The following is a 17,392-nucleotide window of genomic DNA, read 5'->3' as shown; positions in this document are numbered from 1 at the left end:
TTATTATGCATTTACCCTTCAATAAGCTTAAATTATATACTGAGAAGTCAGTAGCCTATAAAGCTTTTCAGGTAACCTCCGCGTTTATACCCATACACGATCTGTTACCCAAAAAGCTTAGAGAAATATAGTCATAGCTTCAATTCTGTGCTTTGTCATTGCGAGGAGCGCTAGCGACGAAGCAATCCCCATAACTAGCAGAGTTCTCTTTTTGGTGAAACGATAAAAAGATTCATGCAACTTTTTTGAACGATCTTACGATATATAGACAGGCGTAAAGTTTGTAGTTTGAAAACCCTGTTTTCAGGGAATAATAATAAATGAAGGTAAAAATATGGCAGAACCAATAGCAATTAGTAATAGTTATCAAATAAATGATCTCAGTACGTCTGATAAATGGCAGAAAATAATTAATGACTTGAAAGCAACATTTCAGAAAAACTCTGAATCCGCGACAGCTGAGACAATAACCAAGGCTGTACTGGACTTAAAGCAACTTAAAGTAAACGGAATGAGCATTGTATCATTTGATACCGAAGCATCAGGCGCTATTAAATCTATAAAAGTTTTTGATCAAATTTCTAAAACATATAAAAGTTATGATTTGAAATCATTTATTGAACAGGTAGGCAAAAATAGGGATGTATTAAAAAGCCTGCTGGATAATCCTCTTATAATGCATAGCCTTAATGAGCAATTAAAAAGTGCCGGATTATCCGATGTTTCAACGTTAGGAAACAGCAAAGAAACTCTAGAGTCCGCTATAAAAAAATTGACGGAAAACTGGGACACTATGGAAATATGGAAACGACAAATGATTTTAGAAATTTTAACTTTTGTGGCTAATACTAGGAGCGAGTTGATTGAAAAGATTATAGAGGACTGGAAAAAACAACAAATAGAAGACCAGAAGAAGTTTGAAGAATGGTTAAAGAAAAAAGAAAAGACAGATAACGAAAAAAAGATATACGAAAAAAAATTGCAGGAAATTGTAAACAAAATAGAGATGATCAAGAAGAGTATCGGTATTCAGGGCCTTTCTGCTGACGCCAAGAATACGTCTGCATTAGAAGCTTTATTGGCAAATTTGGAAGCGTTAAAAAAGCAAATGGAAAATAACCTTACAAAAAATATTGATAACAAGCAATTTTTATTTAATAGATTTGACGAACAAAGACAAGAACATATTTTCGCCGGCTAAGATTTATCCATCGAATAATTTTCATACAAGTTTTCTTTCAGCCATTACGATATAAAGTATAAGGTTTATAATTCAGGGGGATAGTGTGTCCATACAACCTTTAAATTTAACAGAACAAGCGGTAAAAGCTCAAGAAGCAGCCGCTTTATCCAATACACCATCTGCATCTCCGCAAAGCTTCAATGAACTTTTAAAGCAGCCCGGCAATGTTCCTCCAGGCATTTTGCTGGCTTTTGACCAGGTGAACAGGAACAAGGTCAAACTTGGATTAACTGTTGAAGATAAACAAAAATTAAGCAAAGTTCCTTCCTTAATTCTGCCTATTAATGAAAAAAGCCTTAAATCATTAACTCCTGAACAGATAAAAGATATCAAACAAATTGATCCGCTGCTGGCAGCAAAGCTGGAAATTATGAAGTGGATGGCTGTTGAGAAAGGCAAAGCTGTAAATCCCGAAAAAGAAATGGACACTGCCAGTTTGGCTGATTTCATGGCGAATATTAAAACTTGTTTGGGATGCACAACTGACGGTGAATTAAGGGATAAGCTGGATAAGTTCAAAAAAATGGGAGTAAAAGAATTTGATGTAAATATAGACAGCGCAGGAAAAGCCAAAATCAAGATCGCTGAAGGCAAGGTAGATGCTCAGGAATTTACAAAAAACCTGTCAAACGACACAAACAATGTTTTTCTTCGGGAGGTTTTCGAGTTTGTTAGAAATCTACGCTCGGACTTAAAAGAACAGATTTTTAAAATCATTTTTGATCCAAAGAGAAAGGCAATGGAAGCCGCCGCGGAAAAGAAACTGAACAAAATGGCTGAAAAATTTGCTCTGCAAAAAATTCAAAACGCGCTCAAACTGGATAAAGTGAAAAACGACAAAAATTTACAGCAGAAATTAATGGAGGTAAAAGCCCAGATATTGCAGTTAAATGTAAAAAACAATAATTCCTCACTAACATTATCAGAAGAGCAAAAGAAAGAAATTGCTGAAGAGCTAAACAAGAACTTAACTGAAGCATATAAACTTCTTAAAGAATTTAAAAACAAAAACAAAGGTAGTGTGGATATTGAAAAAAATGTGGATTTGAATTCTTTGGATACACTGTTAAGTTTTTTAAATGATGTTAGCAAACAAAATAATGGACTAAATCTAAAAACAACTATTGCGGAAGAAAAAGCAAGATTAAATATAGTTTCTGTAACCTAAAATTCGAGTTTAAAACAATAAATCTCCGGGCACAATAATATATAGACAAACCTAATTATGATCCGGTTTGTGCTCAGGGCTAAGGGCTCGGTGCTTTGTTTTATATTAATTTATTTTTAAGTGCGAAGGAAGAAGGACGAAAGAGGAAAAAATGGCAGAGGAAATAAATGGAACCGGAATAAGAATTACAGGGATTCAGGCACTAAAAGATAATACAGCTGAAGGAACTGCAATATTCACTTTACATGTTGGTGGGAGCATAGGAACCAAGTCATATACCAAAGAACAATTATTAGATTTAGCTAAGCGAGCTGGTTTCAATGGTTTAGAAAATTTATTCACGAAGCAGAACCTAAAAGATTTGGATAGTTTTTCTTTGACAGGAAAGAAAATTGTTTCTGATAATTTAAATGACGATCATTCTATTTTGGAAGCGTTGGTTACCTTTTTTATCGACTGCAAGGTAAACGGAGGTGTTGATAATTCTAAAGCGGAAGAATTATTAAAAACAATAAGTTCTTTACCAGATAAATTTTCAAAAATGCAACATGGTAACGATAAAGCAGCCTACGTTAAGACTCTTGACCTTAAATCTCTTTTTGAAAAAGCTATCGGTACTGAAAAAGATAATTTTTTAAATGATAGCCCAAATTATCAATTCTCAAAAGGCATTTCTGAAGGAATGGTTAAACAATCGCTAGGGTTGGATGGAACAGGGCAGCCACCAGGGAATACGGATACTAAAGTCAGCGAGAAAAGAAACAAGATGGGAATTATGGAGGCTGAGATAAAACAACTTGAAGGCAAGCTTTCAAGCAAAGAGGCAATTATATTGGAAACCTTGATTAATTTGGAGGATATTAAGGATTTTCCCGAATCAAAAATTGGAGAATTGAGAAATTATCTTGCACATCTTGAGAATGCTAAGCAGAAGTGGTTCGGCAGCAAAAAAGAATGTAATATGTTGCTAAACAATATAAGGTCAGTGCTGGGATTAGCTGCTGTTGATGAAAAAGAAGACATTGATCCGAAATATTTGAAAGCTCTTGATGATTTTGAAAGAAAAGAAAACGGCAAATCGTTTGTTGAAATAGTGATGAATTATAAAGCCACGATAAAACGAAACGGATCAGGAGGCCCATCCTCAGTGTTTACAAAAGAGGAAATTAACAAAGCACGTAAGGGTTATCTTCCAAAAATCAGCAGGGATGCTCGATATTTATTTTTGGATGGTAGCGATGTTCCCTGGACAAATAAACAATGCAGCATGCTAAAATCCAGTTTACCTGAAAAACTGTTTGAGTATTATGCTAAATTTTGTACCACTACAGCCGGGATTGATTATAGGAAAATGATGGCCTGCTTTATGGCTGACTTGGCAGATGCCGACATCATGTCTCCGGATGACATTAAAAAGTTTTACAGAAAAGACCCGCTGGATGAACGTTTTTGCAGAGATATAAAGGCGAAATTTAATAAAAACAGTGATTTTGATGAAAAACTTAAACTATTTATCAAACAGGCGACAGTACCCTTGAATAGCGTGATCATAGCTGAAGAGGACCAGTTTAATCCTTATGAATTTCTAACCAAAGCCAAAGCAAACAATAAACTTGAATTGTCCAAACAATTAAAAGAGATATGGGATAATATCGGGAAAAATCATATTAAAGGAACAGTTGATACTACAGAGGTTAATCCTTTTGAGCAGGCGGTCGGAGGTAAATTGCCTGAAGATATTGCCGGAGAAGTATTGCGGGAACATAAAGACAAAGTATTAACTAATTTAAGGAAAATATCAGATGGAGCTAAATCCAAGTTAAATATTGACGAACAATTACCAAAATTAATTGCTGACAATAAATATGAAGAAGCAAGAATATACATTTATAACTTACCAAAAACCTCGGATGAAAAGAAAAAAATGGAAAGTTATTTGGATATGCTGATGCGCGCCGAACTGATTATAAGTGATCCTGCTCCGGCTAAAGCCAAAGAACTTGTTTATCTGGTTGGGTCAATGGCTCAATTCTCAGCCGCAGGCAATAATCCTCAGGGCTATGCACAGCTACTAATATATGGAATTGAAAGCTTCAAGACTGATGGCCTGGACTTAAACAAGCTTCAAGAAGCTACAAACTTCAAGGCTACTATTGACGGGAAACAACAAACTCCAAAAAGTCCGTTTGCTGCTTCCGGACTGCAAGGATTTGGGCCACCAACGGAAGGTCGGTAGAAAATAAATGCGCCAAGTAGCTATACCATTTAGGCAACAACCCCAATCACCATCGCCAGCACAACAGACCTATATCCCAGCAAGTGACCGACAACAGCAACCCGGAAAAGTCAGCACACCGGTGAGCAAACAAGGTGAGGGTGGCGAAGCAAAAGCCCCTGCTGGCAAACAGATTGAATCACAAAACTTAAAACCTCTTTGGGATGTGTTCGGTTTCTATGTTACCAACTGGACAAAGAATGGCATGGAGATAAACGCGGAATTCCTGTCCGAAGGGTTCGGCGTAGACAAAAAAACAGCCGAATCAATTATTGCCGATTTAAAAAACAAGGGCATGTTGAACGCTGCCGGATATTTAACAGTAAGCGACAAAAACGGAACCTTAAATAAAATAACAGATGAGAAAGCAAAAAAAGCTTTAATTTTTGCCTTTGAAGTGAAGAGCATTATCTCCGGCGGGTCAATCAAATGGGACGATATTAAGAAGTTATTCAATGCTTATGAAGAAAATATGGGGAGAAACAAAAATGGCGACGGAGGGATGCTTTTAAAATTAAACATTTCTGAACACAAATTCAAACAATATTTTTCAGAAGAAAAGAAGCAAAATACAGTGGATGAATCTGCCTGTATTGGTTTATCAAGTATGTTGCAAAGCCTGGAAACAGAGAGGGCGATTAGAAGAGAAGGAAAGATCAATAAAACTTTATTGGACGATATGTTTTTTAACGGCAAGAAATTAGTGAGCATTACCGAGATAGTTGAAGACGGTAAAAAATGTCTCGATATTCCCGAAAAAGGTTTAACTTATGCTGAGTTGCAACAAAAATTTAAGGCCCATGGTTACGAGTGTATAATACCCGAAGGCATTGACCCGAAACAGGAGACAGAAAGTTCTTTTTTGAGCGCGGAAATGAAGGGGTTCGTAGACTTTGCCTTAACCCAAAAAGATTATTATTTACTGACAAAAAACAAAGAATTATTGGGTGATGGCAAAACAGTCCTGAATATGGAGCCTAAAAATGTTGTTTCCTACTTGTTTGCTTCGAGTAATGACGGAATAGTTAATGATGAGAAATTTTGTTTGAACTATAATTTCAGCTCTAAATTAATGGAAGATATATCGAAAAATTTGAACCAGAAAAACATGCAGGAAATGCTTGATAAGCTGGCAAGTGAAATTGAAAAATTTTCCAAAGGAAGCCCTAAGGGCGATAAAGCGGAAGTCAAAAAAAGACTGGAAAATAACGCGGCTTATCTGGCGGTGATTATTCTTAAAAAACAAAAGGAGATTAACAGCAGCAGCGAAACTTTAATCAAAGCGATAAACTTTTTGTCCGAAAAAAGTGAAGAATTAAAAGATATCAGTGGCAAAGAAATTATTTTCCAAGATTTGATTTGTTCAATACAGGGTAGCAGAAGCCTGGAAGAACTAACCCCCAAGGATTTGCTGATTATTGCTTCTTTGCAAAAAGCTATCGAAGCGTCGGGCGTAACGACAGTACATTCATTGAAATCAACCTGCGAAGAAGCACTCAGAGTTTTGGTATCAAAATATAATAATGCCGAAATTAATGAAAGCTTCGGCAAGCTGATGCCTGAATGGTTGAAAAAGCAAATTGCCGGTATATCTGCTGAAACTGACAAACAGTATAAAGAAAACGCGGGAAAGTTTACGAAAAAAATAACCCCTGTATCGTCACAAAACTAGATGACTGAAGAAAAAATTCGAAATAGCTACACAAGATAAATAAAGATTGCGCTGTCTAACAGAATACTACTGAAGAACAGAAAAAGCTCAGGAAAAAGCCAAGAAATTTGCTTGGGAAATAGGGTTGCAGTTGAGTTAAATATTAAAAAAAATTAAAACTTACGAAGCAAAGCTTGAAGACTTTGCGGAAAAAGACCAAGCAGCTTTTCCTTGAGTCTTGATAATGTTGTTATCAGCTAACACCAACCCCGCAGTTCCAGTTAATTTAACTCCGCCATTAAAATAACTTCGATTACCCCTATTGGGGTCCATAACTAAATATTTACCTGTTTCTTTGTCTCTACCTATAATTACTATAAAATGTCCTCCGGTAGTAAAGCTTCCCGGTTTCATGGAAACTATGACCATGCGTCCCTGATCCAGGGCAGAATCTATTGAGTTTACCCCTTCACTTTGATAATCCAATCCATATGCCTTAGCAGCAGCTGGAAAAAATCCATGACCTGTACCTTCTGAAGATGTTCTATAACCTTTAGCTAATGAAAACGCTGCCAGTTTATCAGGAGTATAATTTTTGCCTGTAATAGTTGAAGCTACCATTGCCATTGAGGTTGGCCCACAACCTGAACTTGCTATATTCTGGTCCCTGCTTCCATTTCTGGAATATGAGATACCACCCCAGTTAGGGTCTCCTTGATTATAGTAAACAAATTTATTGTTCTTATATTTTATTTCCTCAATTCTTATATTTTTGTTAACTTCCAGGTAATTTTTATCTATACCATTGTTCTGCAATTTATAATACCAGTCTGTTATTTTGGCTACATAGTCTTTAGTTTCATGTATATCAGGAACATGGCCGCCGTTCTTTAATACTCTATTCTCACCTGCGTTGTAGGAAGCCAATACCAGAGTTAACAACCTTTGGGGATCATTTTTAAGTTCAGGAAATTTTGTTATAAGCTGTTCAATAATATTATTTATGTATACTGAAGCGAGAATAAGGCTCAACTTTTTATCAGCCAGATTTTCCTGTACCTTTACTCCATTTGCTATTTCTGTAAATTTTCCCTGAAGTTCTTGAGGAATGATTCCTCTGCTCAGAGCGAGTTTCGCCATGCTTATTGCAGTACCGCGCATAAATTGCATGGCGCCCATAGCACCTTTAGGGCTTAAAGCACGGTTATTGCCTCCACTTTCCTTTTTCATCATACAGGCTAGAAGGTTTGATATGTTTAAACCATAAGAACCCTTCACAAATATTTGTTCTAATGATTTAGCGTACTGTTTATACTCATCGTCATTTGCGAATTCATATAGTTTTCTTATATCTTCGGAATAATTTTGCGCAGGACTTAATTTCTCAAAATTATCGCTGCCGATCTTCCCCAGAATTTCTTTCGAAGGAAGAAGTTGTTCTAGTTCAGAGGCTGTATAAAGCCTGATGTCTTTTTGTAAATAGAAACTACTTATCCAGGCGAAATACTTTTTTAATGATTCCTCCATCTTTTCTTCAAATTTTTTTGAAGAGACAAGTTTTTTAGCCAGTTCACCTATATAACTATCTTTCAACTTCTGCTGTTCATCGTAATTGTCATTTATTTTAACTAGATAGTTGTTACGTAAATCATCTATTTCTTTTTTTTGGGAGGGATCTAATTTCTCATGTTTATTGGTAACTGCTCCCTGATCTATAGCTCGGATTGTCCTGAGGTTGAGCCGGCCGTCGGCCATTGAAGTTCGTAAGTTGCCGACACCTCCACCCAGGCCCATCGCGGATCTATTAAGCTGATAAATAAAAACTTTTTCGTCAAATTCTTCAGCGCTGCAGGAAGATAGATCATTGATCCCCAAAGCGTCCTGTATTTTTTTTCTTAGTTCCTGATTACTTAAACGGCGCAGACCCTCCAGAGTAAGATAATCACTCTCATCTGTAAGTCCGCATTCGGTTTGGACATTATCCCTGACATAAGCTTCCGGTTTGCTACTAAAAACACCCTCTTTTTCTTTCGGTTTTCCCGTGGTTCCCGGCTCCTCAACTGACTCAAGTTTTTCAAGTGTCCACCTGTCTAAAATACCTGTTTTTTGAGGAAGATTATGTTTTTGTTGAAAGTCAGCAATTTTTTGTTTTATATTATCTTTATTTATAATACCGTCTGCGTTAAGCTTGTTAATATTACTTAATAACCTTTTCGTACGACTATCCAGAATGCCTGATTTGTCTAAGCCGATGTGTTCCTGTAAACCTTTAATCAGTTTATATATCTCTAAAGGATGATCGGATAATAACTTTTCCCCGGATATGCCCAATAATGCACATAAGGCTTTTTTTTCTTCCTCAGATAGCGATTCTAATATTGTGCTTTGTTCTAAAAGTTGGGTTATTAATAATTGGGTTTTGCGATCTATAACACCAGAGGAAGGTTTTCCCTTATCAAATACTATTTCCTGAAAAGTTTTAATTTTCTGTAATTCATCTGGCTTAACAGGAGAATCCGGATTTTTCGGATCATAAGTGATTCCAAGGAGAGCGAAATATTTTATTTTTTCTTCATCATTACTTTCGAGCAAAAACTGGGTAGCGCCCTCAAATTTTCCGGTTTTTTCCAGACCATGTTTTTCCTGGAAATATTTTATTTTTTCACTTAATTTACCCGGAGTCAATTTCCTTTGTGTCAGATCATCGAAGTTAATGCCAAGTTTTTCGCAAATATCCCTTAATGAGCCTATATCATCATGCGCTAATAATTCTTCAACATATTTATCGTACGGTTCGCTGGCGGAAAAGGTAAAGTCATTAATATACCCGGTTTTTTCCAGACCATGTTTTTCCTGGAAATATTTTATTTTTTCCTGTAGTTCCCCTTTTTTTAATGACCCTTCTCTTAGTACCCCCAAATCTACACCAAGAATAGCATAACGATCATTAAGAATATCCGTATTATTAACAAGGGATTCTAGCAGGGTTTTGGTTTTATTATCAAAAAGCCCTGTTTTTTCGAATCCATATTTTTCTTGAAAAGCCTTAATTTTAATTTCCAAGTCTGAATATTTCATATCTTTAAGTTCAGAAAAATTGATCCCCAACTCCCTGCAGGCTTCTATTTGAAAACCTTTATCCTTGTTTTGTAAATAATTCAGGGTATCTATTGCGGGACTAGGCTTTATATTCCATTGAGGTATCGGTGATGCGGCACCCGGTTTGTCAGGCTTTGTTTCTTTTTTCCCACCTGCTGCTTCCGGTGTTTGAGGTTTTAATCCCCAGGCAGGAGGTGGTGTTTGTGCAGCTGATGGTGGTGGCGTTATTGGTGCCATATCTTTCCTTTATTCATAATTATCTATATATATTCTGCCCTGATTTTAATTTATTTAAACTACATATTTAGGCCGGTTAATTATATTCAAAAATCTTGGTGTATTTTTAAAATTCGTTGCCGATATATTGTTATAAGAGCAAGAAATTTGGAGGGGATGAGGATCATGACAACCAGTAAAATAATTAAAAAAATCGCCGCAAGCAGAGGATGGGAAATCTTAAGAGATTCATTTGCTAACGGAGTAGTGATAAAGAACCCGGACGTAAGAATTATTTATAAATAGTCTAACCTTGAAAGCCAGATTGGAAAGTCTCCCCCGACTCCCCGCCCAATCTGGCTTTTTTTATTTCCATATATATCGACTTTTTGTGATATATGAAATTGCTTGAAATTTTTTAAAACAGTGTTCGATATATAAGTATAAGAGGGAATTTTTAAGGCAATAAAGGGGGATGGGGAACATGGGCGAAAATTCAATAAATTTAACGAGAGCAATATTTACAATACCAGGTGAAACACCACTATTAAAAGCTAACTCTGCAGGCTCGGCAAATAAGATCAATACTCAGGAATTAAAAGCACAAAATGTAGACAGCACAGCAAATACGAGCAACTGGCTTGCATATCTTCGAGTTACACCGGTTGTTTTAAATCCGGGGGTTGATATTGTACTTGTTGGGGATAAATTAAATGAAACAACTCCATTGGTTAGCACAATTCCTTCCGCAAAAGAATTAACCAATAACAAAAACGCAAAGATCAAAGTACAGGATTTTTTAAAAAACTTAGAAGCTTTGGGAATTTCTCAGAAAACAACACAGACAATTAATAATTACATTAAAGATGAAATTCTGACAGTAAACACTCTTGCGGGTTCCAGGATATTAAATGCTGAGCAGCAAAAATCCCTTGAAAACTATAAAACGGTTATGGCTATTGTGGATATGATAAATGAAAAAAAACTAAAAACATCATCTAAGGAAACCAAACAAACCTTGGAAAAAGCAGGAGCTGAAATTTTTTTCTTAACTGGCAATGGAGAAATAGTAAAAATAAAGGACCATTTAATCCGTAAAGATAACAATCTGGTCAAAAAAGAGGAAGACATCCTCGATAGCAATCAAATGGTGAACGAATTAATAGCAGAATTTGAAAAACAATCAGGAAGAGCTAAAAGCTTTACGGATGGTCAATCTGATCAGGCAAAAAAAATAATAGAAGATAACGAAAAAGCAGTTCAACAGTTAACTGAGTTAAAAAAAGATTTGCAAATTTATAAAGAATATTCCGATACAAATAAATATTTAAAAACTTTAATTACTGCCCTTGAAAAAGCTGTTAAAGCCGGCAACATTCAGACAGCTTATGATCTGAAAAATTTAATCGATGATACCATTAAACACCTTTTGGAAAAGGGAAAAGATATAACCAATAATGGCAGAACAGATAGCATCAAAGATGGGTTCACAAAAGATATGGAAAAAAATATTGAAAAAGTACAGACTTTAAGCAAGCAACTTGATGAGACCGGCGGAAAACAAGCGCTGAACAGCTCCGGAATATACTCGGCAACAATAGCAGGCACAACTTCAAAAATTTCCGGCAATCAAGAAGGGCTGGCTGGATTATTAGACAGATTTGAGAAAGAGTTGGCAGCAATAATGGGAAAGATCATTGATTTTCAAAATAAAGGCCAAATGCTAAATATTAAGAAAGCGATCTATGATATTCCGGCGGATAATCCTAAGCCGGCTTCCACCATGGGCTGCTGATAATTAATTAATTTTGATCAGCGAAAATTGATATCCGCTTTTAATAACTAAAGTTTTTTCAGAGATTTGCTTAATTCTATTTAAATCATTAAGCGGTAATACTATGTAAATTATTCCAGGTTCGGTTGCAACTGTTTGCTTAAGCTCTTCTATTTTTTGAATATGTTCCACCTTATGGTTCAGATAATACATCAGTGCTGGGCTGTAGCCCTCAAAATTAATTATAGTATAGGATTTTTTTTCGGTTTTATTTATTACATCCGCAAATATTTTAGTGTCTTTATATTTTTCAATTGCCGGCAGGAAAAAATGTGTCAGATAAAAAACAAATAAAATTGTGCAAAGCGTATAGGAATAAATGGCCGTTGCGGGTTTTTTATTCTGTAGAAGTTTTACCAGTACAAAAATAATCGCGAAGTTCAGAATGACAGTTTTAATTAGCCAGGACTGATCTGCAGCATATATTTTCGGCAATTTACCGAAAACGCTGAACCATAAGAGGACCAGGGAGAAGAGTAAAAGAACAAACGAGCTTAGTTGCAACGGTATTTTATTTTTTATCCGATACAAAGATGCAGATATGAGAATAGACAGGAAAGGGAAAACAGAAAAAATATAATTAGGCAATTTGGTGCCGGCTAGCGTAAAAAAAATAAAAGTTATTACCAGAAAGAATATGGAAAATTGCACGAAGTCACGTTGTTTGTTGTCAGTAGTCTGCTTTTTCGAAAGTAGAAGTAGCGCATTGGGCAGAAAGAATATCCAGGGAAAAAAGAGCAGTAGTACCGGGAAATAGTAATACCACGGACCGGCTTGGTTTTCTACCGCGCCGAAAAAACGATACCAGGTGTAATCTTTAAGCGCTATGTTAAAAAAATCCCAGCCGTGACTGGTTAATTCTATAACATACCAGGGGCTGATCAGCGCAATAAAAAAAAGAAAATTCAGCCAGATTTTTTTATCAAAAAGAAATTTCAGGTCTTTTTTCCAAATTAAAAAGGGAATAATTACCATAAAAGGATGTACCAGTCCGACCGGACCTTTGGTTAATACCGCGAGGGTCGTGCTGATGGCCATAAAAAAGAAATAACGGCCCTTTAGGGTGGGATTGTAATAAGCTTTAAAAAAAAGATAAAGGGTAGTGAGAATAAAAAAGTTTAAAAACGTATCAAAAATTGCCAGCCTGCTGATTATATAATAATAAAAGGAAGTGCCCAGAATAAGCGCGCTGGAAAAAGCAATACGATTAGCGAAAAATTGTCTGGCCAGAAGATAGGTCATGATTAGTCCCAGCACACCGAAAAGGCCTTCCCAGAAACGCAGATTAAATTCTGTCCAGCCGAATAATTTGCAAAGAGTGGAAGTCATCCAGAAATAAAGAGGAGGATGAATGTACCAGTTTTGTCCGTTATAGTGCATAGTCAGCCAATCGCCGGTATTTACTATTTCTCTGGCTACAGCTGAATAATTGGTCTCAGAGTTATCAAAAAGTGAATAGTTTTGATTGCCTACTAAAAAAAGAAAAGAACCGATAATTATTAAAAGAAGTATGCGCAGCAGAATTTTACGAGTAAATTTGGGTCTTAAATGATTTAGCATGATTCTAATATTTTATTTTACCCGGTTGTTTTTATACTTACAGAGTACTATGTAAAGCCAAGTCTCAGTAATAGTAAGCCATTTTATCACCTATTGCAGATTAGGGTAATATGCTATAATTTGCAATTAACTTTCGAAGGAGATGCAAATTGTTTAAAAAAATACTTATTGCCAACCGTGGCGAAATTGCTGTCCGTATTATTCGTGCCTGCAAAGACATGGGCATCAAGTCGGTTGCGGTTTATTCCGAAGCAGATAAAAATTCCTTGCATGTAAAGTTAGCTAATGAAGCTTTTTGTATAGGTCCGGCCGCGGCCGCAAAAAGTTACTTGAATATTCCCGCCATTATCAGCGTCGCCGAAGTTACAGGCGCTGAAGCCATACACCCCGGATACGGTTTTTTAGCTGAAAACGCCAAGTTCGCAGAAGTTTGTCAGACCAACAATATCACCTTCATCGGTCCTACAGTTGATAATATTATTTGTATGGGAGACAAAGCTATTGCCAAGGATACTATGCGTAAGGCCGGCGTTCCGGTTATCCCTGGCTCTAAAGGTGTGATCGCCGATATAAAAGACGCCGAAAAGCTGGCCACACGCATCGGCTACCCGGTTATCGTTAAAGCAGTAGCCGGGGGCGGCGGCAAGGGCATGAGAGTTGCTAAAAACGTAAAAGAGTTAAAAAAGTATTTTTCCATGGCCCAAACCGAGGCTCAGGCTTCTTTCGGCAATCCTGATATTTACATGGAAAAATATATTGAAGAGCCGCGTCATATCGAAATTCAGATTTTAGCTGATAAGCATGGGAATGTTATTCACCTGGGTGAGAGAGATTGCTCTATTCAGCGCCGCCATCAGAAACTTCTGGAAGAATCACCTTCACCTGTTCTGACCAATGAATTAAGGACCAAGATGGGCATTATTGCTGTAAAAGCGGCAAAAACCATCAAGTATATCGGTGCCGGAACAATAGAATTTCTTCTGGATAAAAAGAAAAAATTCTATTTTATGGAAATGAACACCCGTATTCAGGTAGAACATTGTGTTACCGAAGAGGTCACGGGAGTTGACCTGGTGAAGGAACAAATCAGAGTTGCGGCCGGCGAAGTTTTACACTATAAACAAAAAGATATCCAAATTATCAGCCATGCCATAGAGTTCAGAATTAACGCTGAAGACCCTACTCACAACTTTCTGCCCTCTCCGGGTGAAGTTCGGCTGTATTTGCCGCCCGGTGGCCCTGGAGTGAGGGTAGACAGCCATCTGTATGCAGGCTACAGGGTACCGCCCAACTATGATTCCATGCTGGCCAAATTGATTATCCGCGGAAAAAATCGTAAAGAGGTCCTGCAAAGGGCCAGACGAGCCCTGGATGAGTTTGTGATTGACGGAGTGCATACTGTTATACCTTTTCATCAAAGAATATTGGACGATAAAGATTTTCAAAAGGGAGAAGTATATACCAATTTTATTGAAACACACCTGAATACACTTCTGGCCGGTAACACCTAAAGGCATAATTTATGGGGAAAAGAAGTACCGCGCGAAAATTGGCCATGCAGGCCCTCTATCAGTATCAGGTACAAAAAGCCAATCAGGAAGAAATCCTGGATTACACGCTTACCAAAGACCAGTACATTGAAGAGACCAGAAGCTTCGCCGCAGAAATTTTTAACGGCTGCATTGATAATATGAACATGTTGGATAAGCTCATAGCCGATTATGCCATAGACTGGAAGCTGGACAGGATTGCCTTAATTGATAAGGCCATTCTTAGAGTGGCAATTTGGGAAATGTTATTTACCGACACATCTATTAAAGTCATAATTTCTGAAGCGATTGAGCTTATCAGAAAATACAGTGTTTATGAAGCCATAAAGTTTATCAACGGAGTATTAGGTGGAATTGCCAAAAACAGGGCAGACATCCAGAAACGCGAGAGGATAACCCCCTTATGTTTACCGGAATAATTCAGGATATCGGCATAGTTGAAGAAATAGAAAAAACTTCATCCGGGGCAGTCCTGAAGGTCCGTAGCGAAAAAATATGCGGATTGTCCAAATTGGGAGAAAGTATAAGTGTTAATGGTGCTTGTCTAACGATTTCCAAACTGGATAAAACACAATTCCAGGCTGATGTTCTGAACGAAACACTGAAACGTACTAATCTTGGAACTCTGCTTAAATCTTCAAAAGTTAATCTGGAGCAAGCGCTTACACCGACATCCTTACTCGGAGGACATTGGGTGCAGGGCCATGTAGACGGAATCGGGGTGGTTCAATCTTTGGAAAAGGCAGGAGAAGACCATATACTTACTGTTAAGCCGAATGAAGAGATAATGAAATATCTTGTGCCTCAAGCTTCTATAGCTATAAATGGTACCAGTTTGACCATAGCTCATGTCTTGTCTTATTCCCTTGTAGCTTCTATAATTCCAACAACCTATAAGGAAACTAATATTCATCTATTGAAAAAAAGTGATCCGGTAAATATTGAGGTTGATATGATCGGCAAATATATATATCATTACGTACATCAACCGTTTGAAACAAAAAAAAGCAAGAAAATAAGTGAGGAGTTTTTAAGAGAACATGGATTTTAATACAATTGAGGAAGCTTTGCAGGATATTGCCAATGGGAAAATGATTGTTGTTGTTGATGATCCCAATCGTGAAAATGAAGGGGATTTGGTAATGGCCGCGCAGTTTGTCACACCTGAATCTATAAATTTTATGATTAAAAATGGCCGCGGACTAGTTTGTTTGCCTCTATCTGAAGCAATTGCGGAAAAGGTTAGCCTGAAAGAAATGGTTGCAGAAAACCGGGAAAGCCTGAGGACCGCTTTCACAGCAAGCATAGACGCATCACCCAAACATGGTGTAACAACAGGGATTTCAGCGGCTGACCGTGCCAAAACAATACAGGTAGCAATTAATCCTGCCAGTCAGCGTGAAGATATAGTTTCTCCCGGACATATTTTCCCTTTACTTGCTAAAAGAGGAGGAGTTCTGAAAAGAGCAGGGCATACGGAAGCCGCTGTGGACCTGGCTAAAATGGCAAATCTTCTGGAAGCCGGAGTTATCTGCGAAATTATTAAAGACAATGGAGAAATGGCCCGGGTAAAGGATCTGGAAGGATTTATCAAAAAGCATAGGTTAAAAATTATTACTATTGAAGATCTGATTAAATATCAGGTACAGCGAGATCGTTTTGTTATACGGGCAGTAGAATTTAATATGCCGACCGAATATGGATTTTTTAAAGGATATGGTTATAAAGACACTTTGAGCGGTATGGAAAATATTGCTTTGGTAATGGGAGATATCAGTTCCAAAAAAGATATTTTGGTACGTATGCATTCGGAATGCCTGACCGGAGATGTTTTCCATTCCCAGCGCTGCGATTGTCATTACCAATTGGATAAAGCGTTAAGGATGATTGCCAAAGAAGGTACGGGAGTAATTGTATATTTGAAGCAGGAAGGACGCGGCATAGGCCTTATCAATAAACTTAAAGCTTACAGATTGCAGGAAGAAGGCCGTGATACTGTGGAGGCCAACATCGAACTGGGCTTTGATCCGGATATGCGCAATTATGGAATGGGAGCGCAGATACTTTATGACCTGGGTCTGACTTCCATTCGCCTTATAACCAATAATCCTCAAAAAATTGTAGCATTAAAGGGTTATGGTATTGAAATAACAGAACGGGTATCGATTGAAATGAAGCCGACAGAATTTAATAAACGATACTTACAGACCAAAAAAGATAAAATGGGCCACCTGTTAAAGCTGAAATAAGAAATAGTGGTTTCCAATTCAGCTAAAAAATTTTATAATAGGCAAAAAACAAGGAGCTGATGCTGGCATGATTTACGAAGGAAAAATTAATGGAAAAGGCAAAAAGATAGCTCTTATTTGGAGCCGGTTCAATGAGTTCATAGGGACTAAACTACTGGAAGGCGCCAAAGACGCTCTGGTTCGTCATGAAGTGGACGAAAAAAATATTGATATCTATAAAGTGCCTGGTGCCTTTGAGATACCTTATACTTTAAATCTGATAAAGGAAAAAGGGTATGATGCCATCATCTGCCTGGGCGCTGTGATAAAGGGGGCCACTCCGCATTTCGAGTATGTTGCTTCTCAGGTGTCCAGAGGTGTAGCCAGCATTGCGCTGACTACAAAGACTCCTATAATTTTTGGAGTTCTGACCACCGAATCTATTGAACAGGCAATAGAAAGAGCTGGCGCTAAATCCGGCAACAAAGGCTGGGAAGCAGCGGTTAACGCCTTGGAAATGATTGATTTAAAAGCAAAAATTAAATAAAGATTTCTCTAGTATAAAAGG

At 37.3% G+C, this 17,392-nt stretch carries 12 protein-coding genes; 10 read left to right on the top strand and 2 right to left on the bottom strand.

Translation table 11 applies throughout. The features are described 5' to 3' along the window. Positions 1–334 precede the first annotated feature (334 nt). The 4 genes from PHV30_00550 (at position 335) to PHV30_00535 (ending at position 6,358) form a co-directional block, all read left to right on the top strand. The gene (locus PHV30_00550; GenBank protein MDD5455501.1) at positions 335–1,201 is read left to right on the top strand and encodes a hypothetical protein; all 867 of its coding nucleotides are present in this window, start codon (positions 335–337) and stop codon (positions 1,199–1,201) included. Between the two features lie 85 nt (positions 1,202–1,286). Next, a complete protein-coding gene (locus tag PHV30_00545) occupies positions 1,287–2,411 on the top strand; it encodes a hypothetical protein (protein ID MDD5455500.1) in 1,125 nt (374 codons plus the stop codon). Positions 2,412–2,562: 151 nt separating this feature from the next. Further along, on the top strand, positions 2,563–4,647 hold the full coding sequence (locus PHV30_00540) for a hypothetical protein (protein MDD5455499.1): 2,085 nt from the start codon (positions 2,563–2,565) through the stop codon (positions 4,645–4,647). A 7-nt stretch (positions 4,648–4,654) separates the two neighbouring features. After that, positions 4,655–6,358: a hypothetical protein gene (locus PHV30_00535; protein ID MDD5455498.1), complete on the top strand. Its 1,704-nt coding sequence runs from the start codon at positions 4,655–4,657 to the stop codon at positions 6,356–6,358. 159 nt (positions 6,359–6,517) lie between these two features. Here PHV30_00535 and PHV30_00530 read toward each other — a convergent pair whose 3' ends face one another. Beyond that, entirely contained in the window at positions 6,518–9,673 is a 3,156-nt protein-coding gene (locus PHV30_00530) for a C39 family peptidase (GenBank protein MDD5455497.1), read from the bottom strand. 463 nt (positions 9,674–10,136) lie between these two features. Here PHV30_00530 and PHV30_00525 point away from each other — a divergent pair, with 463 nt between their 5' ends. Further along, positions 10,137–11,447 (top strand): hypothetical protein, encoded by a 1,311-nt coding sequence (locus PHV30_00525; protein ID MDD5455496.1) that lies wholly within the window; start codon positions 10,137–10,139, stop codon positions 11,445–11,447. A gap of 3 nt (positions 11,448–11,450) precedes the next feature. On the opposite strand, the gene PHV30_00520 is transcribed toward PHV30_00525, so the two are convergent. Next, positions 11,451–13,046 (bottom strand): glycosyltransferase family 39 protein, encoded by a 1,596-nt coding sequence (locus PHV30_00520; protein MDD5455495.1) that lies wholly within the window; start codon positions 13,044–13,046, stop codon positions 11,451–11,453. Positions 13,047–13,195: 149 nt separating this feature from the next. On the opposite strand from PHV30_00520, the gene accC reads away from it, so the two are divergent. The 5 genes from accC (at position 13,196) to ribH (ending at position 17,371) form a co-directional block, all read left to right on the top strand. Then, positions 13,196–14,557, top strand: a complete 1,362-nt coding sequence (accC, locus tag PHV30_00515) for an acetyl-CoA carboxylase biotin carboxylase subunit (GenBank protein ID MDD5455494.1) — start codon at positions 13,196–13,198, stop codon at positions 14,555–14,557. 11 nt (positions 14,558–14,568) lie between these two features. After that, on the top strand, positions 14,569–15,015 hold the full coding sequence (gene nusB, locus PHV30_00510) for a transcription antitermination factor NusB (GenBank protein ID MDD5455493.1): 447 nt from the start codon (positions 14,569–14,571) through the stop codon (positions 15,013–15,015). Then, on the top strand, positions 15,000–15,647 hold the full coding sequence (locus PHV30_00505; GenBank protein MDD5455492.1) for a riboflavin synthase: 648 nt from the start codon (positions 15,000–15,002) through the stop codon (positions 15,645–15,647). The genes nusB and PHV30_00505 overlap by 16 nt, the downstream gene beginning before the upstream one ends. Then, positions 15,637–16,845, top strand: a complete 1,209-nt coding sequence (locus PHV30_00500; GenBank protein ID MDD5455491.1) for a bifunctional 3,4-dihydroxy-2-butanone-4-phosphate synthase/GTP cyclohydrolase II — start codon at positions 15,637–15,639, stop codon at positions 16,843–16,845. Before PHV30_00505 ends, PHV30_00500 begins: the two co-directional genes overlap by 11 nt. Before the next feature lie 67 nt (positions 16,846–16,912). Continuing rightward, positions 16,913–17,371 carry a 6,7-dimethyl-8-ribityllumazine synthase gene (ribH, locus tag PHV30_00495; protein ID MDD5455490.1) on the top strand — a complete coding sequence of 153 codons (459 nt, stop codon included), beginning with the start codon at positions 16,913–16,915 and terminating at the stop codon, positions 17,369–17,371. Positions 17,372–17,392 lie beyond the last annotated feature (21 nt).

It is taken from the genome of Candidatus Margulisiibacteriota bacterium (assembly GCA_028715625.1).
Lineage (GTDB): Bacteria > Margulisbacteria > Riflemargulisbacteria > GWF2-35-9 > GWF2-35-9 > JAQURL01.
The sequence above is the reverse complement of the archived record's forward strand: the minus strand, read 5'-3'. Positions and strand labels throughout refer to the sequence as shown.

Excerpts from the sequence above, each read along its gene's own strand:
- PHV30_00535 (MDD5455498.1), top strand. The coding sequence starts at position 4,655 with ATGCGCCAAGTAGCTATACCATTTAGGCAACAACCCCAATCACCATCG.
- PHV30_00520 (MDD5455495.1), bottom strand. The coding sequence starts at position 13,046 with ATGCTAAATCATTTAAGACCCAAATTTACTCGTAAAATTCTGCTGCGC.
- ribH (MDD5455490.1), top strand. The coding sequence starts at position 16,913 with ATGATTTACGAAGGAAAAATTAATGGAAAAGGCAAAAAGATAGCTCTT.
- PHV30_00530 (MDD5455497.1), bottom strand. The coding sequence starts at position 9,673 with ATGGCACCAATAACGCCACCACCATCAGCTGCACAAACACCACCTCCT.
- PHV30_00500 (MDD5455491.1), top strand. The coding sequence starts at position 15,637 with ATGGATTTTAATACAATTGAGGAAGCTTTGCAGGATATTGCCAATGGG.
- PHV30_00540 (MDD5455499.1), top strand. The coding sequence starts at position 2,563 with ATGGCAGAGGAAATAAATGGAACCGGAATAAGAATTACAGGGATTCAG.
- PHV30_00525 (MDD5455496.1), top strand. The coding sequence starts at position 10,137 with ATGGGCGAAAATTCAATAAATTTAACGAGAGCAATATTTACAATACCA.
- PHV30_00505 (MDD5455492.1), top strand. The coding sequence starts at position 15,000 with ATGTTTACCGGAATAATTCAGGATATCGGCATAGTTGAAGAAATAGAA.
- nusB (MDD5455493.1), top strand. The coding sequence starts at position 14,569 with ATGGGGAAAAGAAGTACCGCGCGAAAATTGGCCATGCAGGCCCTCTAT.
- PHV30_00550 (MDD5455501.1), top strand. The coding sequence starts at position 335 with ATGGCAGAACCAATAGCAATTAGTAATAGTTATCAAATAAATGATCTC.